Source organism: Oscillatoria salina IIICB1 (assembly GCF_020144665.1).
GTDB lineage: Bacteria > Cyanobacteriota > Cyanobacteriia > Cyanobacteriales > SIO1D9 > IIICB1.
In genome coordinates, this window is record NZ_JAAHBQ010000008.1 from 1 (window position 1) to 23,777 (window position 23,777).

Consider the following 23,777-nt stretch of genomic DNA (forward strand, 5'->3'; position numbering starts at 1 on the left):
CTACCACTCCCCGATAAACTACAGTGCGTTTACCCAGGTAAAGTTCCTCTATTAAACGGTATTTACCTAACCGTTGATTTAAATGGATGACCTCTTGTGGATTATTTTCTTTCATATCAAGAATTGTAATTATCTGACAATGGGTAGTTGAGTTTACCCTCGGTAGCTGAATCGCTCGATTAAAAGCCCTTGGGTAGTCTTTTTATTGTAAGAAGAAGTTGTGAAAAACTTGTGAAGGTCATCCTCGTAAAACTAAGAGATTTTCTAATAGCAACATTAGCTAAGAAAATACAGATAATCGTGATTATTATTTTCTTGAATGGCGATCGGGACTAAGAGTTTTGTTAGATTAGAAGCGAAAATTTTCCGAAAAGCTTTCTGAGTTTTCAATCCAAGCCCCACGGTCAGCAATAAGCGGTAGATTCGGGTTAAACAGTACCATGAAACCGCAAAGCTGAACGATAGATTCTTCCAGTAGCGATCGCCCCGTCAAGATCTAAGACTAGTAAACGAATGTCTATTGGTAGTACGTTAGTTAAGAGGTTTGAGGTGGGTTGTGGAGTTGTGGGTTGGAATTCTCCACTCAGCGATCGCCTTTCAATTCTACTGATAACCGAATCACTGGTAAAAGGCGGAGGTTATGTCCCAAGGAAAAAATTCCTACCAGACGAGTCGTTTGGTATTGTTAGCGATGCTCTGGCTGACTATATTTGTCTTGTCAGTCAAAATTTTTGCTGCTTGGAAGACGTTCTCGCTGACTTTGTTGTCTCAATCGTTACATACTTTAATCGCTGGTTTTAGCATTCTTTTAAGCTTACTAGCCGCGATCGCAACCGATCGTCCTTCTGGACGCGAAATTTACGGTCACGGGAAAAAAGAAACGGCGATCGCGTTTCTTTTGGCGGTATTTTTTGGCTTTGCTTGTTTGCATTTACTCTGGATGTCTGGAGTCCAACTAATTAGTGCGTTGCAACAAGAAACTCCCCAAATCTCGGTCGAGGTTACTCTTCCTCTGATTCAGATGTTAGGAGTAATTGTCTTCACTAACTTAGCTTTTGCGATTCTGGGTTCGATCGAAGCGAGAATTTTACGCAATCCCAGTCTGCGTTTGAATAGTCAACAGCTACTCAAAGATGCTGGCTTAACTTTCTTGGTTTTGGGTAGTTTCTTAGGAATCTGGTGGGGTTTAATTTGGGTTGACCTTTTGCTACCATTTTTTCTCATTCTCTTGGCAGTGTCGAGTTTTCGACAAACTCTGCTCCGACAATTACCTTTAATGGTCGAACAAGTCGCGATCGCCCCAGAAGTCCTCGCCAAAATTGCTTACTCTACTGGTGCAGTCAGTCAGTGCGATCGCGTTCAGTCACGAGGAATTGTCGGTCGTTTTGTTTACGTGCAAATGCACTTGGTTCTCTATTCTGAATTTGCTGACGCTGCGGGATCTCTGGCTGAAGAAATCGAAGCTAGTATTCGAGAACGTTTTGGTCCAGTGCAAATTACTTTTTTCATCGATCGTGAAGATCCCGAAGATGAAGAACTGGATTAATTTAAATGACTACCTTTGGTTTAATAGCGCCCTCCAAGTCGCAGGTCCGACAACTCCATCTATTTCTAAGCCAAATTTTTCTTGCGCTGCTTTGACAGCCGCTAAGGTTTCCGTTCCAAAATCGCCATCAGCTAACCCTTCCAGAAAGCCCAGAGTACGGAGTCGTTGTTGCAACTGAGTAACTGCTGGTCCGCGCATTCCCTCTCGCAAAATCGGTAAAGTTACTGCGGCTGAGGAGGAAGTAGCGACGGTGGCTTGATTTTCATCTTCGTTATTCGTCGTTACAATTGTCGCCGCAGGAGCAGTATTTTCGTTATTACTCGCACTCGGCGACGGCGATGCAGTTGCAGTTGTTTGGGGTGGAGTCATCGGAAATAAGCGATTCCAAGTGGTTTGACCCACGATCCCATCAACATTTAAACCTGCGGCTTGTTGAAATTTAGACACAGCAATTACGGTACTTTCAGCATAAGTACCGTCTACAGTATCCTCAAAGTACCCTAACAGCTTTAATGCTGCTTGAATTTGAGATACTTCGGTTCCCCTAGAACCAACTCTTAAGGTTGGGCGATTAATTTGGGTTGAGGTATTTGGCTGGGCGAAAATAGGTTGAAGGGGAAATAGTGGCAGCGTGGCTACTAATCCAAGGGAAAGTAAACTCTGCCAAATTTTTACCTGTGGGAATGGTTTTTCTTTGCGGTTCATCTCATCCCTCGTTACTTGTTGGACGATCGAAAAAGTTAATCAAATTATATTTAACATTTGCTGGAAGGAAAGAAAAACCAAATTGCCTCATTGGGGTAGGGAATGTCCTTCGACTGCTTCTGCTGGTCCAACTATCGATAAGTAGGGAGATTCGTGAAAATAGCGACAAGCTACTTGTTGAGCAATTTCTGGGGTAATATTAGCGATCGCGTTCTGAAAATAACTGTCAAATTCAATTCCTAAGCCAATTGTTTCATACCAACCGAAAATTTGTGCGATTTCGGAATTGCTTTGCTTACCTAGGGCATATTGTCCTAAGAGTTTATTTTTTGCTGCTTGTAGTTCCTCTGCGGTTAACTCAGTTTGACAAAGGCGTTTGAGTTCTGTGTGTAACCCCTCAATTGATGTGGCTGTATTTCCTGGTGCTGTCCCGATATAAACTACAAAGTTAGATTTGTCCATCCTCGTCGGATAAAAAGCCGAGACATCGTAAGCTAATCCTCGCTTTTCCCGTAATTCCACAAATAACCGACTCGAAAGTCCGTTCCCCAGATAAGTATTCAACAATTTCAGCGCAAAATAATCTTTCTCTTTGATTGAGGGAGTCAGATAACCCAGCATGATAATTGACTGCTGAGTTTCTTGCGGTGTGATTTCTAGAGAAGGTTGAGAAGTTAACTCAGCTAACTTTGGTATGGGTAATGAGGTGTTCGGAGCTTGCCAATCGCCAAAAGTATGCTCTACTAATTTAACTGCCTCTGCTTGTGTCAAACGACCCGACAAGCTAATCACCATGTTATCGGGACGAAAATAAATTTGGTGGTGTTGTTCTAAATCAGCACGACTCAAACCGGAAACAGTTTCTTCTCTACCTAAGATTGAGACACCATAAGGATGATGGGGATACATTGCTTGTCGTAGTTGGTTGAAAGCAACGTTAAAAGGTTGTTCTTGCTGGGAGCGAATGTTTTGTAAGCTGAGATTTTTTTCTAATTCTACTTCTTCGGTCGGGAAAGTCGGCGATCGCAACATCTGTGCTGTTAGCTGTAACATTTGAGCAAAATCAGCCGAAACTGTTTTTAAACTCACTAAAAAATAATCTGACGCTGCATCTGCACCCAGACTTGCTCCCACAGATTCAACTTTTTCCGCAATTTCTAACGAAGATAGTTCTCCACATCCTTTAGTTATTGTCGCTGACAGCAGGTGAGCGCGTCCAGCCGCCTCTCTTGCTTCCCCAGTTGCACCTGCATTTTTGAAAAAAATTCGCCCAGCAACAATATCTGCTGCCATATTTTCGGCGGAAATTACAGTGATACCGTTGTTTAACACGCAGCGATTAATTTTTTGCTTTGGCTGTCTAGTTGTTGGGGATTTTTGGTGCATTATTTCTCTCGTCAAATAGTCAAGCAAAGTTGCTTGAGTTTTTCTGTTCTATTTTCGCTCAAACTCTTTTGTACTGTATCATTTGCTTCCTAATTTTGACATCTGAACTCTGGAGAGAGAAAGATTGCCAAAATTTTCTTATCATAATCAAAATATTTTGTCAAACCCCAGTTAAATTAATTATTTTTTTTTAACATCAAAAGGTGCGTTCGGAACGCACCTCAAAAAAATTAATCTTCTCTTTATTTTAAAAATGAAGATTGTGGCGTATTTAATTCTCGATTACATCGGTTTTAACACTGTGGCTGCATAACGTTCTGGAGAAAGATATTGACGAGCAAATCGTTGAATATCTTCTACTTTCACAGCACGAATCTTGTCTGGATAAGTAACCGAGGTTTCTGGTGTAGCGATCGCATTATAGTAACCGTATAAACCAGCTAGTTGTCCTGGAGTTTCCGTCGAGAAAGCATAATCATTACATAAAAGCCGTTGCGATCGGGTTAATTCCGCTTCTGTAATTGATTTTTCCTGCAATTCCCAGAGGAGATCGCGCAAAATTTCTTCGACTACCTCGACATATTCTGGCAGTAACCAAGCATTAATCGTCAATAAACTCGAATCACGCTGTAAAGAAAAATCACTGCTAATATCCAAAACTAATTGTTGTTCCTCCCGTAATTGTCTCACCAAACGCGAAGAACGACCGCTCGCTAACACTGCTGAAAGTAAATCTAAACCAAAAGCATTATCTAAATTATCTACTCCCGGTCCGCTCCAACCCAGCGACAAACGAGCTATTTCTAATCTTGGCAAACCCAGTTCGAGCCGGCGAATTTCTGTTAGTGGCGGTTCGGCTTCAACGATCGTTGGAGGACATTCCGAGCGCGTAGTAAACTCGCTAAAAGCTTGCTCAACCAAATTTAACGCTGTTTCTTGTTCGACGCCACCAACAATCACCACTGTCATATTTTCTGGTTGGTAATGAGTAGCGTGAAAACAGCGCATCATATTCGGTGAATGCTGCAATAATATTCCTTCTTCTCCTAAAATCGAACGCCCGTAGGGATGACGTTGATACAAACACTGACATAACGCTTGGAAACCCAACCAATCGGGATCGTCATAACTACTATGCAGTTCTTCTAAAACTACATCTCGTTCGCGGAAAAATTCCTCATCAGGGATGCTAGCGTGTAAGAGAATATCTGCCAAACAAGCTAAAGTTTCCGGTAAATAACGAGCGGCTGTAGTCAAGAAAAAGTGAGCATAATCGTGGCTAGTAGCCGCATTTGCCATCCCACCACTATTTTCAATGATGCGATCGAATATTCCCGGAGCAGTATTTTTACTGCCTTTAAAAATCATGTGTTCCAAAAAATGAGCCATTCCCGACCATTCTTCGGGTTCCGCGATCGCTCCCGCTCTTACCCAAACATCAACGACGACTACAGGCGTAGCTGGCAAGTGCTGGTGGATAATAGTTAAGCCATTGCCTAGTTTAAAGATTTGTGCTGGAAACGCGATCTGGTTGCTTCGCTCTGATAATAGTTGCAATTTTCTCTCGCCAAGTTCAGAGTTTTATGATATATTACCTTTTTTTAGGTTGGTAATTTAGCATACAGTTATACAGAAAAGTTTAACTTTAAGTCGTAGGAGAGTAATAGATGGGAAAAACACCATCAGGAATTAAAGTAGTCAGCGATAATCGCCAAGCCCGCTATCTGTACGAGATTCTGGAAACTTACGAAGCGGGAATTTGCCTGACAGGGACAGAAATCAAATCAGTGCGGGAGGGAAGAGTGAACTTGCGCGATGGCTACGCGATTCTTCGGGGGGGAGAAGCTTGGTTGCTAAACGTTCATATTTCGCCTTATCAAGCGAGTAGCGACTATTTCAACCACGATCCCACACGCAGCCGAAAATTACTGCTGCACCGCCGAGAAATCAATAAACTGATCGGACAAGTGCAGCAGAAAGGATTAACATTAGTGCCTTTGAAAATGTATATGAAAGGCAACTGGGCGAAAGTAAGTATTGGCTTGGGTAAAGGTAAAAAGATTTATGACAAGCGCGAAACGATTAAGAAACGTCAAGATAAGCGAGAGATGGAAAGAGTCATCAAGCGTTATTAAACTTTAACGACGTTCCGGGAGATTTTCACGGCGGTAATAGAAACTAGCAACGATCGCCACCATTAGCCACCAGAGGACATTAATTTGAGGGCGATACCAAACCGTATCGAACAAACCTTGAGCAAGCATTCCCGACATGGCGGCTAAAGCTCCCACCAACCAAAAAGCCTCCCGATTCATTGTCTGACGCAGGTGTAAGATCAAACGGACACCTTGATTGTATGTCACCACAATCAGCCAGAGAAAAACAGCAAAACCAATAAAGCCTGTTTCGACGACAATCTCCAGAAAAATCGAATAAGCACTCAAAGCAGTGTATTTCGGGCGCATATACAGAGGATAGATTTTATTGAAAGCATCATTCCCTGGACCGATGCCAATAATCGGGCGATCGCCGATCATCTCAAACACAGCTTCCCAAACATTGAGGCGAAAATTATTACTACTATCCTCACGCCCGGCAAAAATAGTCATTACCCGCAAGCGTAAAGGTTCGACAAGCGCGATCCCCAACAGCAAAACACCTGCCATCGTGCCAAAAACTAGAGGTAGCAACCATTTACGCCAAAAAGGAGAAAGATAAGCATCCCACCAAAAACGTAGTAGCACTCCAAAAGTCAACAATAGCGCCAACATTCCCATCCAACCGCCGCGACTGTCAGTGTAATACAAGCAAGCCGAATTAACCAATACCATTGTCACAGCTAAAATTCGTGGTAAAAGCCTGCGCCAGACAAAAACAGCAGCCAGACTAAGCGCGATCGCGCTCATCAGATAACCCGCCAGCAAATTAGGATTACCCAGATAACTATAAACCCTCGTACTTCCTGCTAGCTCAGAAGTAGGGTCATTCCAAGTCGCCAACTGTTCCACACCAAAACGCTCTTGACGAATGCCATAAAGACTCACCAGCAAAGCCACATGGAGATAAACGCCAACGATCCAAGAGCGTAGCCTCTGGTGACGCAAGATCGCCGAACCAAGAGCAAACAGAAGCAAATAAAGAGTTAACTTTTCCCAACCAGAAAAAGCCGCCGACTTCACCGGAGAAAAAGCCGTCGCCACCGTCGCGATCGCCCAATACAATAACACCAACACATGAATTGGAGTCACCGCAGTCGGCGTATCATCCGAAACCGTCAGCAGCATCCAGTAACCAGCACAAGCAATTAACAAAACCCCGATCAAACTTGTTGAGACAAAAGGACTTAGCCCAATAACCAAACTAATCAGCAAAGCCCCGATCGGTTCTGCCCATTGTAGCAGCCAGCTACCTTCGCGCCAGAGCCGCAACCAACCCACTAATTTATATAAATAGCTGGAACCGCACCAGCGATCGAAGCGCAAATTTGAAAGCGTAAATGTTTGCCAAGCAGCATTCATGGGTTTGTGATTTGAAGAAATTTTTTCCACTAACAATCTACAACTTTCAAGTTTAGATTCTTCTTCTTTAAAGACGTAATTTCCAACTCTAATTCTCTCATTATGCTTCTGTTGGCTTCATTTGGGGCAAATTAATCATGTAGCGATAGCCATTTTCGCGAGAACCGCGAACAAAAACCGTACCTCCGTGCATTTCCGTAAGATGACAACAAAGTAATAACCCTAAAATTTCCCGCGATTTATCTGTAGTAGACTTATCCTGAACTTTTTCAGCCTCGATCAAAGCAGCATACAGAGAAGCACTCGATAGAGTCGAACAATTACCCATTTTCACCCCAACAGAACCCAAATCGTTTAATCCTTGTGCTTCCAGAACAGTAGAATAAAATTCTTGTTCCGGCAAACCTTCTCCTAACCAAGGGTGAGAAACCCAAACAGCAATATTCAAGTTTTTATTTTTACGAGAAACGTGAATCCGCACCTCACTACCTGCCTCTGCCGAAGCGATCGTGCTAGCAATTAGATAGTATAGTGCTTGTCGCACCTTATCTTTATCTAGCAACCAAATTCTATTTCCCGGTTCGACTGATAAACGAATCTCCTGCTGGCGATGCTTTGCTACTCGTTCCAAGTTATTAACTGCTTGCTGGCAAAGCATTTCAATATCTACAGAATTCAATTCTAATTGTTGAGAATGTTCGTTAGCAATGCCGAGATTGACAATTTCTTCGACTAGTGACAACAGTCGTTCGCCGCTATTGTGAATGACCTCCAAATATTCCTTCTGTTTGTGAGTTAACGGACCGTAAACTTCCCGCGTTAAAACACTTGTCATACCCATGACAGAAGTCAAAGGAGTCTTGAGTTCCTGTGCTAGTTGCATTAGCAATTTAGCTTTAATATGGTTGGTTGAGTTGCAGGTAGCCTGAGAATGAGACTCCCATTCAACTTGATTTGCTTGTGAATGAGTAATCCTCTGTTGGTAAAGAGCATCCCCTAATCCATAAGGGAAAAATGACGAGCATTCAGTTCCTTTAAGCGTCGAGGAGGAAACAGAAGTTAGTTTCACCAAGCGATTGCGTTCGTGTTCGCTCAAACACCAACGAGCAGTAATTGTCAAAAATTCTACATCACGAGGCGTAAACTGGCGAGGCATTGCGTCCATTACTGCTAGCGTACCCAGACAAACTCCTTCTGCTGTCAGCAGGGGAACGCCCAAATAAGCACGTATTCCGTAGTGTTGAGCTAGGATAGTTTGAGCAAAAACTGGATTAGTTGTAGCATCAGCGATCGCTAAATAGTTTTGAGAGTCCACGACATAACTACAAAATGATTCGTTGCGAGGTAACTGACGAGACGTCGCTAACTGATTCATTAAGCCAATGCTGGATAAACCTACCGTTGATTTAAGCCACACCACATCTTCAACCATCAAGCCCAAAAAACAAATTTGCGCTTCGAGATAGTTAGCCGCAGTTTGAATCGCTTCCTCAAACACTGGAGGTGTCTCAGTTTCTAACAAACCTAAATTTTTCAGAACTGCTAATCTTTGCTTTTCTCGCGCAACTGGTGCTAAACCATCTAGACGACAAAAAAGTTTGTGATTGTGGTTAACCATGCTTACCCCTACCCTTACATCTGCTACTTGCATCTCTTGCGCTCTTATAGTGTTTCGGGATTAATTTGCTTATACTTAACTTTCCCGTTTCCGTAGCCACAATCAACATCTTCAGAAATATTGGGGATGGGGGAAGGGAGAGGGGGTTATCAGTTAGTCGTTTACTAATCTAAACTCCAAGCAGGATGAGTAAGTAAAGAAGCAAAAACCCTAACCCCTCTGAGTTGGTTAGATAACGGTAGATGACCTTTTGGTGCAGATAAATCCCAGGTAAACTCGCGAGGATAGGTAGTCCATTTGTTACCAGATTTCCAACCAATTTTGGGCCAAAGTTTAGCAAAGTCTTTTCCAACAGCTAGCCACAAGTCTCGTTGGACGGAAAAGCCAAATTTCCCTTCAGAATAAATAAACCAAAGCCGATCGATTGTTTGTAGATCGCTAACGGGAAAGCTTTCGACTTCAGTAAAATAAAGCCACTTACGCGCGATCGCTGCTTCTCCGGCTAATTCACATAATTTGGCTAAAGTCAAGCGATCGGCTTTTTGATAATCACCTTTCGCTAGCGATTTTTGGATCGGGAGATAATCAATATTCCGTTCTGATACAAGCGGTACTACACCTTGAGGAAATTTAGTTTGGAGAAATTCTTCAGTTGTAGGGCTATTTGCTTGATACAGAAGCTGGTATGCTTTCCCCACAACTAAATTAGGGGGAGAAGACTGATGCTGTTGCAAAAATTCCCTTAATATTGCTAAACCTGGATCGCCGAAAGCGACGAACTTAGAAACAAGCTGGAGTTGATTTTTTTCAGACTCAGACTGAAAAAGTTCTCGTAACTCTTCTAAATCGGTCTTGGTATCTTTTACTGAGGCGGTGTTTTGGTCAGTCATAAATAATTAGTTGACCGTCGGAACGATTAAATCTGACACTACAACTTTAGAGGTCAAGGCTTCCACCAAACAACGAGGAAAGCGCGAGTAATAGTAACATAAATTCTTACTACCCGTGCAAATACAAGCAAATACCTTAATTCACGGCAGATAGCTGTGGAAGACGATCGTGCGATCGCTTTGGCTAGCTCTGGAAGTAGAACTTGTTACTTTGACCAAGATCGATTTTACAGCGATCGCGTTCCCTAGTTGAAGTGGCAAGGAAATTATCGTTACAGTATTTAAGCATCTTCAGGCAATTCACTGCTAAATCTCTAAGATCGGGAATTGATTGTCACGAAGTCTTTACGCTTGTTGAGTGTTGGTGATTCCTGAATAAAAAATATCTGGTAGTCTACCAATAATAAATTACTTAGCGAATAAACTGATGTACGAAAAAATTACTCCTCCTACGGTTGGTGCGAAAATTAGCTTCAAAGATGGGGAACCTATAGTTCCCGACGATCCCATTATTCCCTTTATTCGTGGCGACGGTACGGGAGTTGATATTTGGCCTGCGACGCAAAATGTCCTTGATGCTGCGGTAGCTACTGCTTACGCTGGAAAAAGGAAAATTAATTGGTTTAAAATCTACGCTGGTGATGAAGCTTGTGATCTTTACGGGACTTACCAATATTTACCCGAAGATACTCTCAAAGCCATTCAAGAATACGGTGTCGCGATTAAAGGTCCTTTGACTACTCCGGTGGGTGGTGGTATTCGTTCGCTGAATGTCGCTTTACGACAAATTAATGACCTTTACGCTTGTGTTCGTCCCTGCCGCTACTATAGTGGTACTCCTTCTCCTCATAAATATCCAGAAAAGCTGGATGCGATCGTCTATCGGGAAAATACTGAAGATATTTATTTGGGTATTGAATGGAAACAGGGAACCGAAATCGCCGCTCGATTAATTAAAATACTCAATGGTGAATTAATTCCCGCGACACCGGAACACGGTAAAAAACAGATTCCTCTCGATTCGGGAATTGGCATCAAACCAATTAGCAAAAATGGTTCCCAACGTTTGGTACGCCGCGCGATGAAACACGCCCTCACGCTGCCAAAAAACAAGCAAATGGTTACTTTGGTGCATAAGGGTAATATCATGAAGTACACTGAAGGCGCTTTTCGCGATTGGGGCTACGAACTAACCACAACTGAGTTTCGGGCGGAATCGGTGACGGAACGAGAATCTTGGATTTTGAGTAATAAGGAAAGTAATCCAGAAATTAGTATTGAAGCAAATGCGCGTAAAGTTGAACCAGGTTACGATTCTCTCACTCCTGCTAAACAGGAAGAAGTTTGCGCCGAAGTTAAAGCAGTTCTCGATGCAATTTGGGAGAGTCACGGAAATGGAAAATGGAAAGATAAAATAATGGTCAACGATCGCATCGCTGATAGTATTTTCCAACAAATTCAAACTCGCCCTGATGAATACTCGATTCTCGCGACAATGAACCTTAACGGTGATTATCTCTCGGATGCTGCCGCCGCGATCGTTGGTGGTTTGGGTATGGGTCCGGGAGCCAATATCGGCGATAATTGTGCTATTTTTGAAGCCACCCACGGTACAGCCCCGAAACACGCTGGTTTAGACCGGATTAATCCTGGTTCTTTGATTTTATCCGGTGCAATGATGCTTGATTATCTCGGTTGGCAAGAAGCTGCTGAATTGATTAGAAATGGAATTGGAGGTGCGATCGCTAATCGTGAGGTTACTTACGATTTAGCCCGAATGATGAATCCACCTGTCAAACCACCTTTGAAATGTTCTGAATTCGCCCAAGCAATTATCAAACATTTCCAAGATTAGGGATTGGGTTCAGTTATCAGTTACCAGTTACCAGTTATCAGTTACCAGTTATCAGTTATCAGTTTATTCCTTTTGTCTCCCTTGTCTCCCTTGTCTTTCCCCTCCTCATTGTCTTCCCAATCCCAACTGTTCACTGGTAACTGATAACTGATCGCTGAAAACCCCAATCCCCAAATTAAGGATTAGAAAAAGTATTAATCTCACCACCACCGATATAACGACCGGGAATCCGACGGCGACGATTAGAATTAGAGTTAGGATTGGGATTTAATTGACTCGGTTGAACTTGACTAGGTTGTACAGTTGAACCATTCAAACTCGCATTGTAAGGATTAGTTCCTGTGGTTCTTTGGTTAGAAAATTGACCGTAAGTATTCGCACTTCCCGGTGCTACTTGTACTGGAGAAGGTGCAAGATTTGGTGCTTGAGGTTGGGTAAAATAAGTGAAAGAATTGACTTGAGTTGGATAATTTCCTTGACCGTAAGAACTATAATTATTGACACGATTAAAGGGAGTTACTCCGGATTGATAGCCATTTCTGGCATCGATTTGTAAGTTATTTCCTGGTGAATTTTGGGCGAGAGATTCCCTTTCACTATCTTCTTCTCTGATTTGATTTTCCCCTGTCTGGGACTCAGAATCGACTGCTGTCAAGGCGTTAAGGGCTTGTTGCAAAGAATTTAGTTCAGTTGACTGCTGTTGAGTTGTCTTGTTATTCACTGTAGTTGATTCGGTATTTGAACTTAGTAAAGAGTTTCCTTGAGAATTATTAGGGTTGAGATATAAGCCTGATTCATTATAACCATTAGTATTCAACCAAGCTTGTGACTCTTCCAGAAAAGGATTAGTTGGTTTAGAAATTGACTTTTGTTTCGGTGGTTGAGGAATCAGTTGAACTTTGTTGGCGTTAGCTTCTTGTTCTCGCACTAATTGGTCGTATAATGTTTCTCGTTCGGGAGTTGAAGATTTATCGGACTTTTTCTTCTGGTTACTAGGTTGAGGAAGTGTTTCTACAGGAGTTTGTGATTCTAATCCTTTCAGAAGTAAATCCACATTATCAATATCCGCGATCGCTGCTAGTTCTTCGCTAGTATATCCTGACTCGGCAGCGAGAATGTCTGGATCGCTATATTTCAATTGCTCTGTGAATGCGGTTTCAGGTTCGGTTGTGGCTACAGTTTCGTTATTTTCTGTTCCTGGCGATAATTCCAGTAGTGCCTTCTGCCAGCTTGGATTGTGCCAATATTCCCACACTACCACTAGCAGCAACGATAGGAAACCTGCCGATACCCAGAATGCAGGTTGCACTAAGGGTTGGAATTGGGCTTTAAAATAACGAAGTTTGGTTGGTACTTTGCTTTTAGCTGATGACATTATTTTACGGAGAATATATTTTTAGGAGTATATAGAAGTTTATTTCTTCTTTAAATTTATCTTAGTTTGCACTCAGGTTGTGTACTAAATTGCCAAAACAGTGGAAATCTTTACTTTACTTTCCGCATTTGGTTGAGATGGGAAGGTATTGGCGATCGGGGTTTCAGTTAGCAGTTATTTGTTATCAGTCAGATGAAAGAAGGTGAAATTAGAAAAATTGAGCATGAGAGGCTAAACTAATTACTGATTTAATTCGCTGCTTTAACTAATAATAATCCTCCTGCTGTTAAACCAAAAAAGTTCGGCAACCAAGCTGCCATAAATGGCGAAAAAACACCTAAAATTCCCATCGAACTTGTTAAAAATGCTAGCAAATAATAACTAAATATAACTACAACACAAATACCAAAACTGGTTGCTTTGCCTTTATTTTGCGGTCTACAACCCATCGCTGCACCTAGGACACCCATTACCAAACAAACAAAAGGTAAAGCAATTTTCTCTTGAATTCTTACTTTTAATTTCCGAATTTTTTTCTCGTCGCCACTCAAGCGCAGGATATTTAAATATTCATAAGATTGAACCAAATTCATTTCATTATAATCTCGACCCTTATTTGCTAAATTTAATGGTGTTTTTGGTAGTTGTAGTTTCTGGCGTTCAAAACGCACGATATTACGATAAGAACCATCGGGAGCGATTAAATAAATCGTGCCATTAAAGAAATCACAAGTATTATCGCCAAAATCACAAATAGCTGATTGTGCAGTAATAATTTGGTTTACTTCTTCTTGAGAACGGTCGAGAATAGTTAAACCTTGCATTTCTTTACCGTTGAATTGTTCAGCGTAAAATAAACGACTCAAAACTCGTCGTTTTTCACCGTTTTCTGCTTCTACTTTCCGATATTCGGGATAAAAAATATTCTCTTCTTTAAAAGCAGGTTCTTCTTCATTTAAAGCTCTTTCTAGGGTGATTGTTGCTTGATAATTAGCCGCAGGAGCAACAAAATTATTAAATAAAAACGTTAAAACTGTAATTAAGAGACTAAAAATAATTGCGGGAATTACTAAGCGATAAACATTAACGCCAACGCTACGCAAAGCAATCAATTCGCTGTCACTAGAAAGACGACTGTATGCCATTAAACTTGCTAGTAATACTGCCATTGGAAAGGCTAAAACAATAAATTCTGGCATTTTCAGCAACAGCACTTTTACTGCTATATGTAAAACTAATCCTGATTCGGTTACTTTACGGACTAAATCAAATAAAGTGCCGATCGCTATTCCTAAGGAAGTAAATAAACCCATGCCAAATAAAAAGGGCATAATTAATTCACGACTTATGTAGCGATCCATAACCGAAAAGCCGGGAAAAGAGCTACCAAAATAGTTATAGTTGCTTAAGGTCATAAATTTTTGCTAGTAATAATTTGTTGGTTATTAATGACTGAAATTACTGCCCGAATTAATTTAAGCTGAAATAGTTGATTTTTGGCTACAAATAAGCAAAACCAGGATTATATTAGTCATTGGGCAAGAATTCTCTTGATTTTAGCGAAAAAAATTGCCCAATGATTAAATTTGAAAATCTTCTCCGAGATAATATTGCCGTACTAAATGGTTGTTGTAAAGTTCTTCTGGAGTACCGGAGGCGAGGATTTGTCCGTCGCGCATGATATAAGCGCGATCGACAATTTCGAGAGTTTCGCGGACGTTGTGATCGGTGATTAAAATACCCATGTGGCGATCGCTTAAATCGGCGATAATTTTCTGGATCTCGGAAACGGCGATCGGATCGACTCCGGCGAAGGGTTCGTCTAAAAGTAAAAATTTTGGTCCGGATCTCCCGGCGGCTAACGCCCTGGCTAATTCTGTCCTCCGCCTTTCCCCACCAGAAACGAAACTTCCTTGCGTAGAAGCAACTTTCTCTAAACGAAATTCTTCTAACAAACGAGCCAGACGTTTTTTTCTTTCTCGTAAGGGTACGTTTGTTTGTTCTAAAACAAGGCGGATATTGTCGGCTACGCTGAGATTACGAAAAATACTGGCTTGCTGGGTTAGATAGCCAATTCCCAGATGCGCCCTTTGGTCGATTGGTAATTTGGTGATCTCTCGGCGATCGAGCCAAACTGAGCCTTCGTTAGGCTTAATTAAACCCGTAGCGATGTAAAAGGTTGTTGTTTTTCCGGCTCCGTTGGGACCAAGTAAGCCGACAATTTCTCCTTGGTCAACCATGAGGTTAACTCGATTGACAACAACCCGCTTACCATAAGATTTGTGAATGTTTTTCAGGATTATTTTCACTTCCGCCGCACCAAGAAGCTTTCAGCTTGTTAATTGCTGGTTTTACTCTTGACAAAACCAACTTTTTACTATCCAAATTTGCTCACGATTGAAGATTTTGACTGAAAATCTCCAATCCCAAATCTTAAATTAGCAGATTAACGCGGGCTAGAAGTGACTGTCGGTGAAGTAGAAACTTCGGGATCGGTAACGATGTAGATAGATTCTACTTGTCGATTGTCTTTCGGGGTAGCCACAAAGCGTCCTTCATCGACTAAATAGGTAATTGTCTCTGCCCGCATACTGTTACCTGCTTGCAAGACATAAACGTTACCTGTAAGTACCAACATCCGTTCGCGACTGAAATATTGAGCTTGGGCGGCAGTAGCTTGAATTTGTCGAGCAGGATAATTAACTTGGACGTTACCGCGTGCGGTAATTACACCTGTTTCCGAGTTAGCTTCTTGGATGTCCGAACGAACCGAAAGGGCGCGTCCATCGGCGGCAGTTTGGGCTTGGGCTACCTTTAGTTGGGGAAAAGTAGCGATCGCGCCAGCAATCATTGCTGGAACTACTACAGCCATTCCTAATCGACGTTTTAAATGAGCAGGGAATTCAAAGGAGAGCATTTTTACTTTTTCCTCTAACTATAAGTTAGTTAAAGTCTTCCACTTTATAGTATCTACGATAGTCTAGCTAATTGGGATTAGGGATTGGGGATTAGGGATTGGGGATTAGGGATTGGGGATTAGGGATTAGGGATTAGGGATTGGGGATTAGGGATTGGGGATTGGGAATTAATTATTACTACTGATTCGCGTCGGAGTAAGATTGTTTCCAGTTATCAATGACCAGTTATCAGTGACCAGTTATCAGTGAATAGTGAACAGTTAGTAGTTATCAGTGAATAGTGAACAGTTAGCAGTTTACTCACCCAGTCCCCAGTCCCCAGTCCCCAGTCACCAGTCCCCAATCCCCAGTCCCCAGTCCCTTCCAGTCCCTAATCCTCGGCGGGGAGGATCTTTGGTAAACGACAAACCTCACCAGCGACAGTAACTTCACCTGTTTTTTCTAGCTGTTCGACGAACTCGCTAACTTGTTCTGGGGGCGTTTGTTGGAGTGCAATCAACAGTTGGCTACTCTCATCCACCAACTCAGTAACGTCAATTCCTTCGCAGACAGGTTGAAAGTCTCGAATGCGTCTAATTCCTTCTCCCAAAGAAATTACTGCACCACGCCAGTTATGATTACCGAGGTGGTAACAGCCGACTGCAATTTGCAGAACTCCTTGATAAAACTTTTTTTGTGGCTCTAGAGACTCCATCCAGAGAGCCTCTAAAGTGTCGTGACAGGCATAAAATTCCTGTCGATTAAACTCCTCAACACCTTGCCAAAATTCGGATAAGGGCATAATTAGCCTCAAGAAGCCATGCTTTCGCGTACTTTGATGATTTCTTCCATTTCAATGTCTTGCTGTTCGCCAGCAAATTCATTATCTGGAGTGATAAATAACATACAGTGGCACTCTTTGCGTTCCCGCATTGGCACGCAGGGACAGTTCCAGAAGCTAGCTTTGACTTCTGCTTCCTTATCTTCGTAATGGCGACAAGGACATAAAGGTGCGCCTAATTCGTCTTTGTGACGTGCTAGTCCTTCAATTACCACAGCAGTTACCGAAGGGTCTAGGCAAAAGAAGGTGTCGGTACGTTTTGCGTATTGCTCGGCAAAATTTTTCATTGCCTGTAAAGTTTTATCGCTTTGATTTTTATTAGTTTTTGCTGAAGTCATAAATTAAATATGGTACGAGTATGAACTAAACAATTTTTTTAGTATTCTAACGTACAGTGGTTTTTTCTCCTTAACAAGTCAGTTGCTGCTCGAGTTTATGTGGAAAACCTTACTTGCGCTATTTCTTCAGGATAATTGTCCGCTTTGCGATCGCCAAACTTCGGAAATTATCTGTAGATATTGTTACCAGCAGTTGCAATGCTGTCAGTTTCCTGCTCAAAGTCAATGTCGGCGTGCAGAAGTACCTTTGTTTGTTTGGGGTAAATATGGCGGTAGCTTAAAAGCCGCGATCGCCGCTTTTAAATACGAGAACCATCCCCAACTCGGTCAACCCCTAGGATTTTGGTTAGGAGAAGCTTGGTTACAGTCGTCTTTCGCTACCAAAAATCAAAAAATGACTGTTGTGCCGATTCCGCTACATCCTGAGAAATTACGACAGCGAGGTTTTAATCAAGCTGAATTAATTGCTCGCAGTTTTTGTCAGTATACTGGCTATCCTTTGCAGCCACAAGTTTTGACACGAGTCCGCAATACCGAAGCAATGTTTGGTTTAACTGCTAGCCACAGAGAAGAAAACGTAAAAAATGCCTTTACAGTGAGAAAAATCCCTCGTTTACCAGTATTGCTCTTAGATGATATTTATACCACTGGAGCCACTGTCCGCGCGGCTAAAAGTGCCTTACAAGCTTCTGGAATTAAAGTAGCAGGAGTTGCGGCGATCGCGACTACTCTGACATAAGTCGAACAATAGCAGTTACTTTTTGCGGGAATCCCTCATGACACTCCCCCTAACTGGAGAGTCTAAACTAAAAGTGTAGTTTCACTTCAGGTTTAAACCATGAATAATTTCCTGAAATGGTCTGTTTTCTTTGTCTCAGTCACGGCTGTCGGATTAGCAGCAATAATTTACTTTCCCTTCCAGAAAAAAAATGACTTAGCTAGCAGCAATCTTCCTACCCTGGAAAATAACCCTAATTCAGTGGTAGCAGTTAGTGTTTGGGATCGAAACATCAAACCTTATACCGGAAACTCAGAGTTAACCGTTTATCGCAGCCCCTCTTGTGGTTGCTGTGGTGAATGGGTCAAACATATGCAAAAACACGGTTTCCAAGTCAAAGATATTCAAACCGACGAAATGGAAACACTCAAACAACAATACAATCTACCCGAAGAACTTGCCTCATGTCATACAGCGATCGTTGATGGTTACGTCGTTGAAGGACATATCCCTGGTAATGATGTTAAACGTTTGCTGCAACAAAAGCCAGATATCGCCGGAATTGCTGTACCGGGAATGCCCCTTGGTAGTCCGGGAATGGAAGCTGGAGACAGAAAAGAAGCTTTCGCCGTTATTTCTTTTAATCAAAGTGGTGAAACCGAAATATTTGCAGAACATCTTTCTTATTAACCTGAGTTGAAAATTTAACAGTCAAAATTAAGTCGCAGTTATCCAACTTTCTTTCATGCAAAAACTCAACCGCAGACAATTCTTGGTGCTGAGTGCGAGTAGTACAGGAGCAGTATTGCTGTCTCAATGTGGCAGAGGGCAAAGCCAAGAAAATAACGATTATAAAAGATCTCTCGCTCCCGTCTACACCAGTCAGAATAATTTGTTAGAGCTTGATTTAGAAGCAAGTTCTCGTCCCGTTCAATTAGGAACTCAACAAGCAGATCTTTTAACTTATAACGGACAAGTTCCTGCCCCCCGCTTAGAAGCTAAACCAGGAGATCGAGTTCGGATTCACTTTATAAATAACTTAGCTAAACCTACTAACCTTCACTATCACGGACTCCATATTCCTCCAACTGGAAACGCAGATAACGTTTTTCTCCATATTTCACCAGGAGAAAAATTGACTTATGAATTTGTCATTCCTGACAATCATCCCGCCGGAACATTTTGGTATCATCCGCACCTACACGGCTTAGTTGCCGAACAAGTGTTTGGTGGGTTAGCAGGTTTATTTATTGTGCGAGGGGAATTGGATGAGATTCCTGAAGTTAAAGCCGCCAAAGAAGAATTTCTAGTGCTACAAGATTTTGCTTTGGATGAACAAGGAAAGCCTTTATCTTCCGCGCAAATGTCAATTATGACCGGACGAGAAGGAAATATCTTAACGGTTAACGGTCAAACAAATCCCCGTTTCTCTATACCTAAAAATGGCTTAGTGCGCTGGCGCATTCTCAATGCTTCTCCGTCTCGTTTCTATCAGCTAAGTCTCGAAAATCATCCTTTTTATCTAATTGCCACTGATGGGGGAGCATTAGATAAACCTGTGAAAATGTCTGAGTTGCTGCTGACTCCTGGGGAACGAGTGGAAGTTTTGATTCGAGGAGATGCGGAACCTAGAGAATATCGTTTGCTTAATTTACCCTACGATCGCGGAGGTATGGGGATGATGGGAGGCGGTATGATGAGGGGAAGAGGTATGATGAGGGGAAGGGGTATGATGGGCAGAAGCCTTAATCGTCAAACACCAATGGTTCTCGCCACTGTGAGTTATGATGCGGCGGTTGAACCGATGGCGTTACCCACTGCTGTTTCTACAGTTGAAGTTTTACCTGAATCTCAGCAGATACGACGGTTTCAACTCAATCATGGGATGACTCCGGGAATGGGAATGGCATTTTTGATTAATGGTCAACCTTATCAAAGCGATCTGATTCAGACTCAAGTTAATCTTAATCGAGTTGAAGATTGGGAAATTACTAATACAGGGGTGATGGATCATCCTTTCCACCTTCACATTAATTCATTTCAAGTTATTAGTCGCAATGGTCAACCTGAACCCTATCGTAGTTGGAAAGATACAATCTTAGTTCGTGCTGGGGAAACGGTTCGCATTCGGATACCGTTTCGGGACTTTACAGGTAAAACGGTTTACCATTGTCATATTCTCGACCATGAAGATTTGGGGATGATGGGTAATTTGGTCATTGATAGCTGAATTCGATTCTCGGAAAGAGAGTTGCTGAATGTTTGACGAGTTTATCTTCAGTTATCCTCATAGCCTCAAAAAAAAAATTCCCCAGTCCAATGACTAGGGGTTGAGAGTCTACCGCAACGCCGTCTTACCTCAGTTTCCGACCTGGGTAAACCAGGTGGGTATCGACGCTATCCGCTTGAAGTTTCCGGGTACAAGCCCGGTTTACTGCCACGAAGCTGTTGATTCCCTTTTACGAAAAGCATAGATCGTAAAACTATGTTGGCAGTCACCAACGTCGCAGTAGAACTCACTCTTTTATCTTAATCAATTTTGCCTGGATTGTGGCAAGGGCGATCGACCGTACCAAATAAATTCGATGTTATTGGCTAATGCTTGTTCCTCTGATAAGCCGCGATCGCCGACTAAAATGGTAACGTGACCCATTTTTCTCCCTGGACGAGATTCGGTTTTCCCGTACCAGTGCACCTTGGTTTGAGGAATTTGGGCTAGTTTTTGCCGTTTTTCGCTGTAGTCTTCTTCAGAGTGTTCGTAACCAAGTAAATTAACCATTACTGCACCGCTACAGTTTAATTTTGGAGAAGGTAATGGTAAACCTGCTACTGCTCTGAGGTGCATCTCGAATTGGGAAATTTCGCACGCATCAAGGGTATAATGTCCGGAGTTATGGGTACGAGGTGCAATTTCATTGACTAAAACTTTACCTTCTTTGCTTAGAAATAGTTCAATCCCAAAAACACCAACTACTTCGAGTTTATTAAGTAGATGAGTGGCGATTTTTTCTACTTCTGCTGTTACTTCTGGCGTGACTTTAGCCGGGACAATAACTCGATGACAAACTTGTTCTTCTTGTTGGGTTTCTACTACTGGATATACTACTACTTCTCCTCTTACACCTCGCGCTGCAATTACGGCTAATTCTTTGGCAAAGGGGATAAATTCTTCTACCAGCATTGACTCGGAAGATTTTTGCTGCCAGAATTCCTCTAATTCGGCTTGGTTTTTAATAATAAATGTTCCTCGACCATCGTAGCCGTGGCGACGGGCTTTGATAACTACGGGAAAGTCGAATTCAAATTCAATATTTGACCTTTCGTTTAATAGTTTGAATTTGGGTACTGCTAAACCAATTTTTTGTAAATAACAGCGTTGTTTGTATTTGTCTAACAAAGGTTCTAAGGCTTCTAAATGAGGTCGAAAACAAGTTCTCTGGGCAGCTATTTTTTTTAAAGCTTCGAGATTAATAAACTCGTTTTCAAAGGTGATGACATCACAAATTTGGGCTAATTTTGCTGTTGCGTTTGCGTCATTTATCGCAGCTAAAATTACTTCGTCAGATAAAGCTACTGCTGGATCGTCTTTTTTGGGCGTTTGCACGATTAAATCTATGCCTAATTTTTGGGCTGCACCCGCCATCATCCACGCTAATTGTCCTCCGCCGATTACGCCAACTCTTTTTCCTAACATATCTTTCTGTTTACTGTCATTTTTTAGCTTAACTTGCTTGACTCTTTCTGACAATTTTGTGTTACTATGTATATAGTGGGAAAGGTGTGCGCCTATAGGGGGTGGTTAGGAGATTCCTAACTGGTTAGTGGGAAGACAAGTTAAGACAAAAAAGTCAGACACCAACTACCCACTCTAAAGTAATAACTGGTAAATGCGAGTACGGAAATAATTAGCTACATCCGAGAGACTTACGAGTATCGACTCCAGTGGTAGGATTTACGCCAGAAGCAGTTTGGCAAAGCTTTTTTACTTCGATACGGTCTAAAATAGCATCGGTAAAATCAGCACCAGTAGCATCTACATTATTAAAAGTAGAGCGAAGGAGAATTGCTTCGGTAAAAATAGAATTGCGTAAATCAGCACCATCAAATTCTACTAAATAACCGATCCCGTTACCAAAATTAGCGCCGTTGAAATTAGCATTATGGAGGATACAAGTATTAAAAACCGCCCCTCGTAAGTCAGCATTGCTAAAATCAGCACCAACTAATTTTACCTGAGTAAACTGTCCCTCGATTAAATTTTTACCAGCAAAGTCACTACCGCTAAGATCCTGGTTAACATAAGCATCAAGGGAAGAAGACGTAACCGCAGATGAACTAGCAGCGATCGCACTTGGAGAAAAGCATAGCAGAGCGATCGCCATTCCCCAAACTACTACTAGGGAAAAATACTTCTTGAATAAATTATCTAAGCCTTGAGACAGAAAAAGCATGGCGTAAAGATCGTTACTCTCTTTAATGGGGATAAATTGCAAATTAAGTAAGTCCGAACAAATCGATGGAAGTTAAAACACCAGATTGGGTCAAACACGCCATATTTTACCAGATCTTCCCCGACCGTTTCGCCAAAAGCCAGCAAAACCGCAAACGGTTGCTAAAAAATGCTACCTGGGAAGCTTGGGAAGCTTTACCAACATTTCAAGGTTACAAAGGTGGCGATCTTTGGGGGGTAAGCGAAAAGTTAGACTATTTACAGGACTTAGGCATTACTGCCATTTATTTTACACCCATTTTTCAATCCGCCTCTAACCACCGCTATCATACCCACGACTATTATCAAGTAGATCCGATGTTAGGGGGAAATACTGCTTTCTGTGATTTACTCGCAGCAGCACATCAAAGGAATATAAAGATTGTACTCGATGGCGTATTCAATCACGCCAGTCGCGGGATTTTCTTTTTTCACGATATTTTGGAAAATGGTCCTTATTCTCCTTGGTTGGATTGGTTCAAGATCCAAGGTTGGCCTGTTTCGGCTTATGATGGCAGTAAACCAGCTAATTATGTAGGTTGGGCTGGTAATCGCGCTTTACCCCAGTTTAATCACGATAACCCAGAAGTACGCGAATATATTATGGAAATTGCTGAGTTTTGGGTTAAGCAAGGAATTGACGGTTGGCGCTTGGATGTACCATTTGAAATTACTACCCCTGGTTTTTGGCAAGAATTTCGCTCTCGTGTAAAATCAGTTAATCCAGATGCTTATATTGTTGGTGAGGTTTGGAGAGATTCCCGTCAGTGGTTGGATGGTACTCAGTTTGATGGGGTGATGAATTATTTGTTTACTGCGCCAACTATTGCTTTTACTGCTGGATCTCGCGTAGATTTAGAATTGGTTGAGGAACCTTCTTACGAACCTTATCCGGCTTTGTCTGCTAGCGAGTATGCTGAGAAAATTCAGCAATTACTCAAGTTGTATCCTTGGGAAATTCAGCTTACTCAGCTTAATTTACTTGATTCTCACGATACTGCCAGATTGTTGACTATTGCAAATGGCGATCGCGCTTCGGTTGAGCTTGCTACTCTGTTATTAATGACTTATCCGGGTGCGCCTAGTATCTATTATGGTGATGAGGTGGGTTTACCAGGAAAATTCGATCCTGATTCTCGTCGTGGTTTTCCTCCTGAGAGTGATTGGGATCTCGAAACTTTAGCTTACCACAAGCAGTTGATTGGTTTGCGATCGCGCTATCCGGCTTTGCAAATTGGTGAGTATCAAATACTTTTTGCTGAAGGAACTATTTACGTTTTTGCCCGAATTTTAGATAATGAAGAGGTTATTGTTGCTGTTAATATTGGTACTGAACCTGTTCGAGCAAATGTTAATGCAGCAAAGCTTCATTCTCAGCCGGATAAGTTAGTTTATGGTGATGCTAACGTGACTTGGAATCAAGGTTATTTGCACTTAAGTCTTCCTTCTCGCAGTGGTTGCATTTTGGGGGTTGGTTGATTTTTCTCGTTTGGGCGGATTTTTCGCCCATTATGTTCTTATTTTCACCCAAATACGCCAAGTCGCAAAGAAAGATAAAGAAGTTTTTAGGTAAGTTTGATGATTGATTACCCCCGAAAAAA

General features: G+C 42.0%; 21 protein-coding genes and 1 other RNA gene. 7 read left to right on the plus strand and 15 right to left on the minus strand.

From position 1 onward, the window contains the following. Window positions 1–640 precede the first annotated feature (640 nt). Entirely contained in the window at window positions 641–1,546 is a 906-nt protein-coding gene (locus G3T18_RS02675; RefSeq protein ID WP_224408979.1) for a cation diffusion facilitator family transporter, read from the plus strand. 9 nt (window positions 1,547–1,555) lie between these two features. Here G3T18_RS02675 and G3T18_RS02680 read toward each other — a convergent pair whose 3' ends face one another. The 3 genes from G3T18_RS02680 to G3T18_RS02690 all read right to left on the minus strand — a co-directional run bounded on the left by G3T18_RS02680 (window position 1,556) and on the right by G3T18_RS02690 (window position 5,194). After that, window positions 1,556–2,251, minus strand: a complete 696-nt coding sequence (locus tag G3T18_RS02680) for a peptidoglycan-binding domain-containing protein (protein WP_224408980.1) — start codon at window positions 2,249–2,251, stop codon at window positions 1,556–1,558. 87 nt (window positions 2,252–2,338) lie between these two features. Continuing rightward, on the minus strand, window positions 2,339–3,637 hold the full coding sequence (locus tag G3T18_RS02685) for a M16 family metallopeptidase (RefSeq protein WP_224408981.1): 1,299 nt from the start codon (window positions 3,635–3,637) through the stop codon (window positions 2,339–2,341). 282 nt (window positions 3,638–3,919) lie between these two features. Further along, a complete protein-coding gene (locus tag G3T18_RS02690) occupies window positions 3,920–5,194 on the minus strand; it encodes a M16 family metallopeptidase (protein WP_224408982.1) in 1,275 nt (424 codons plus the stop codon). A 110-nt stretch (window positions 5,195–5,304) separates the two neighbouring features. Between G3T18_RS02690 and smpB the strand changes: the two genes are divergently transcribed. Next, complete coding sequence (gene smpB, locus G3T18_RS02695) at window positions 5,305–5,772, plus strand: SsrA-binding protein SmpB (RefSeq protein ID WP_224408983.1); 468 nt, start codon at window positions 5,305–5,307, stop codon at window positions 5,770–5,772. A 3-nt stretch (window positions 5,773–5,775) separates the two neighbouring features. Here the strand turns inward: smpB and G3T18_RS02700 are convergent, their stop codons facing one another. The 3 genes from G3T18_RS02700 to G3T18_RS02710 all read right to left on the minus strand — a co-directional run bounded on the left by G3T18_RS02700 (window position 5,776) and on the right by G3T18_RS02710 (window position 9,663). Then, on the minus strand, window positions 5,776–7,155 hold the full coding sequence (locus G3T18_RS02700; protein ID WP_224408984.1) for an IctB family putative bicarbonate transporter: 1,380 nt from the start codon (window positions 7,153–7,155) through the stop codon (window positions 5,776–5,778). 100 nt (window positions 7,156–7,255) lie between these two features. After that, window positions 7,256–8,806, minus strand: a complete 1,551-nt coding sequence (locus tag G3T18_RS02705) for a GAF domain-containing sensor histidine kinase (RefSeq protein WP_224408985.1) — start codon at window positions 8,804–8,806, stop codon at window positions 7,256–7,258. A gap of 131 nt (window positions 8,807–8,937) precedes the next feature. Beyond that, window positions 8,938–9,663: a GUN4 domain-containing protein gene (locus G3T18_RS02710; protein ID WP_224408986.1), complete on the minus strand. Its 726-nt coding sequence runs from the start codon at window positions 9,661–9,663 to the stop codon at window positions 8,938–8,940. 427 nt (window positions 9,664–10,090) lie between these two features. Here G3T18_RS02710 and G3T18_RS02715 point away from each other — a divergent pair, with 427 nt between their 5' ends. After that, window positions 10,091–11,518, plus strand: a complete 1,428-nt coding sequence (locus G3T18_RS02715; RefSeq protein WP_224408987.1) for an NADP-dependent isocitrate dehydrogenase — start codon at window positions 10,091–10,093, stop codon at window positions 11,516–11,518. 175 nt (window positions 11,519–11,693) lie between these two features. On the opposite strand, the gene G3T18_RS02720 is transcribed toward G3T18_RS02715, so the two are convergent. From G3T18_RS02720 to G3T18_RS02745, 6 genes are all read right to left on the minus strand, one after another. Beyond that, window positions 11,694–12,893, minus strand: a complete 1,200-nt coding sequence (locus tag G3T18_RS02720; protein ID WP_224408988.1) for a hypothetical protein — start codon at window positions 12,891–12,893, stop codon at window positions 11,694–11,696. Between the two features lie 248 nt (window positions 12,894–13,141). Next, window positions 13,142–14,308 (minus strand): LptF/LptG family permease, encoded by a 1,167-nt coding sequence (locus tag G3T18_RS02725; protein ID WP_224408989.1) that lies wholly within the window; start codon window positions 14,306–14,308, stop codon window positions 13,142–13,144. Between the two features lie 165 nt (window positions 14,309–14,473). Continuing rightward, a complete protein-coding gene (gene lptB, locus G3T18_RS02730; RefSeq protein ID WP_224408990.1) occupies window positions 14,474–15,202 on the minus strand; it encodes an LPS export ABC transporter ATP-binding protein in 729 nt (242 codons plus the stop codon). Between the two features lie 137 nt (window positions 15,203–15,339). Then, window positions 15,340–15,810, minus strand: coding sequence for an LptA/OstA family protein (locus G3T18_RS02735; protein ID WP_224408991.1), 471 nt, complete (start codon window positions 15,808–15,810; stop codon window positions 15,340–15,342). Between the two features lie 371 nt (window positions 15,811–16,181). Then, window positions 16,182–16,592: a DUF309 domain-containing protein gene (locus tag G3T18_RS02740; RefSeq protein WP_224408992.1), complete on the minus strand. Its 411-nt coding sequence runs from the start codon at window positions 16,590–16,592 to the stop codon at window positions 16,182–16,184. A gap of 8 nt (window positions 16,593–16,600) precedes the next feature. Further along, a complete protein-coding gene (locus G3T18_RS02745; protein ID WP_224408993.1) occupies window positions 16,601–16,969 on the minus strand; it encodes a ferredoxin-thioredoxin reductase catalytic domain-containing protein in 369 nt (122 codons plus the stop codon). A gap of 97 nt (window positions 16,970–17,066) precedes the next feature. On the opposite strand from G3T18_RS02745, the gene G3T18_RS02750 reads away from it, so the two are divergent. From G3T18_RS02750 to G3T18_RS02760, 3 genes are all read left to right on the plus strand, one after another. Next, complete coding sequence (locus tag G3T18_RS02750) at window positions 17,067–17,708, plus strand: ComF family protein (protein WP_224408994.1); 642 nt, start codon at window positions 17,067–17,069, stop codon at window positions 17,706–17,708. Between the two features lie 99 nt (window positions 17,709–17,807). Beyond that, window positions 17,808–18,377 (plus strand): DUF411 domain-containing protein, encoded by a 570-nt coding sequence (locus G3T18_RS02755; RefSeq protein ID WP_224408995.1) that lies wholly within the window; start codon window positions 17,808–17,810, stop codon window positions 18,375–18,377. 55 nt (window positions 18,378–18,432) lie between these two features. Then, window positions 18,433–19,917, plus strand: coding sequence for a multicopper oxidase family protein (locus G3T18_RS02760; RefSeq protein ID WP_224408996.1), 1,485 nt, complete (start codon window positions 18,433–18,435; stop codon window positions 19,915–19,917). Between the two features lie 104 nt (window positions 19,918–20,021). Here G3T18_RS02760 and ssrS read toward each other — a convergent pair. The 3 genes from ssrS to G3T18_RS02775 all read right to left on the minus strand — a co-directional run bounded on the left by ssrS (window position 20,022) and on the right by G3T18_RS02775 (window position 22,180). Continuing rightward, a non-coding RNA gene (gene ssrS, locus G3T18_RS02765) (6S RNA) lies at window positions 20,022–20,203 on the minus strand. 17 nt (window positions 20,204–20,220) lie between these two features. Next, entirely contained in the window at window positions 20,221–21,381 is a 1,161-nt protein-coding gene (locus G3T18_RS02770; RefSeq protein ID WP_224408997.1) for a 5-(carboxyamino)imidazole ribonucleotide synthase, read from the minus strand. Window positions 21,382–21,592: 211 nt separating this feature from the next. Continuing rightward, window positions 21,593–22,180: a pentapeptide repeat-containing protein gene (locus tag G3T18_RS02775; protein ID WP_224408998.1), complete on the minus strand. Its 588-nt coding sequence runs from the start codon at window positions 22,178–22,180 to the stop codon at window positions 21,593–21,595. Between the two features lie 23 nt (window positions 22,181–22,203). On the opposite strand from G3T18_RS02775, the gene G3T18_RS02780 reads away from it, so the two are divergent. Continuing rightward, window positions 22,204–23,655, plus strand: coding sequence for a glycoside hydrolase family 13 protein (locus G3T18_RS02780; RefSeq protein ID WP_224408999.1), 1,452 nt, complete (start codon window positions 22,204–22,206; stop codon window positions 23,653–23,655). Window positions 23,656–23,777: the final 122 nt, after the last annotated feature.

Coding starts and splice junctions, on each gene's coding strand:
- G3T18_RS02675 (WP_224408979.1), top strand. CDS start 641: ATGTCCCAAGGAAAAAATTCCTACCAGACGAGTCGTTTGGTATTGTTA.
- G3T18_RS02680 (WP_224408980.1), bottom strand. CDS start 2,251: ATGAACCGCAAAGAAAAACCATTCCCACAGGTAAAAATTTGGCAGAGT.
- G3T18_RS02685 (WP_224408981.1), bottom strand. CDS start 3,637: ATGCACCAAAAATCCCCAACAACTAGACAGCCAAAGCAAAAAATTAAT.
- smpB (WP_224408983.1), top strand. CDS start 5,305: ATGGGAAAAACACCATCAGGAATTAAAGTAGTCAGCGATAATCGCCAA.
- G3T18_RS02700 (WP_224408984.1), bottom strand. CDS start 7,155: ATGAATGCTGCTTGGCAAACATTTACGCTTTCAAATTTGCGCTTCGAT.
- G3T18_RS02705 (WP_224408985.1), bottom strand. CDS start 8,806: ATGCAAGTAGCAGATGTAAGGGTAGGGGTAAGCATGGTTAACCACAAT.
- G3T18_RS02710 (WP_224408986.1), bottom strand. CDS start 9,663: ATGACTGACCAAAACACCGCCTCAGTAAAAGATACCAAGACCGATTTA.
- G3T18_RS02715 (WP_224408987.1), top strand. CDS start 10,091: ATGTACGAAAAAATTACTCCTCCTACGGTTGGTGCGAAAATTAGCTTC.
- G3T18_RS02720 (WP_224408988.1), bottom strand. CDS start 12,893: ATGTCATCAGCTAAAAGCAAAGTACCAACCAAACTTCGTTATTTTAAA.
- G3T18_RS02725 (WP_224408989.1), bottom strand. CDS start 14,308: ATGACCTTAAGCAACTATAACTATTTTGGTAGCTCTTTTCCCGGCTTT.
- G3T18_RS02735 (WP_224408991.1), bottom strand. CDS start 15,810: ATGCTCTCCTTTGAATTCCCTGCTCATTTAAAACGTCGATTAGGAATG.
- G3T18_RS02740 (WP_224408992.1), bottom strand. CDS start 16,592: ATGCCCTTATCCGAATTTTGGCAAGGTGTTGAGGAGTTTAATCGACAG.
- G3T18_RS02745 (WP_224408993.1), bottom strand. CDS start 16,969: ATGACTTCAGCAAAAACTAATAAAAATCAAAGCGATAAAACTTTACAG.
- G3T18_RS02750 (WP_224408994.1), top strand. CDS start 17,067: ATGTGGAAAACCTTACTTGCGCTATTTCTTCAGGATAATTGTCCGCTT.
- G3T18_RS02755 (WP_224408995.1), top strand. CDS start 17,808: ATGAATAATTTCCTGAAATGGTCTGTTTTCTTTGTCTCAGTCACGGCT.
- G3T18_RS02760 (WP_224408996.1), top strand. CDS start 18,433: ATGCAAAAACTCAACCGCAGACAATTCTTGGTGCTGAGTGCGAGTAGT.
- G3T18_RS02770 (WP_224408997.1), bottom strand. CDS start 21,381: ATGTTAGGAAAAAGAGTTGGCGTAATCGGCGGAGGACAATTAGCGTGG.
- G3T18_RS02780 (WP_224408999.1), top strand. CDS start 22,204: ATGGAAGTTAAAACACCAGATTGGGTCAAACACGCCATATTTTACCAG.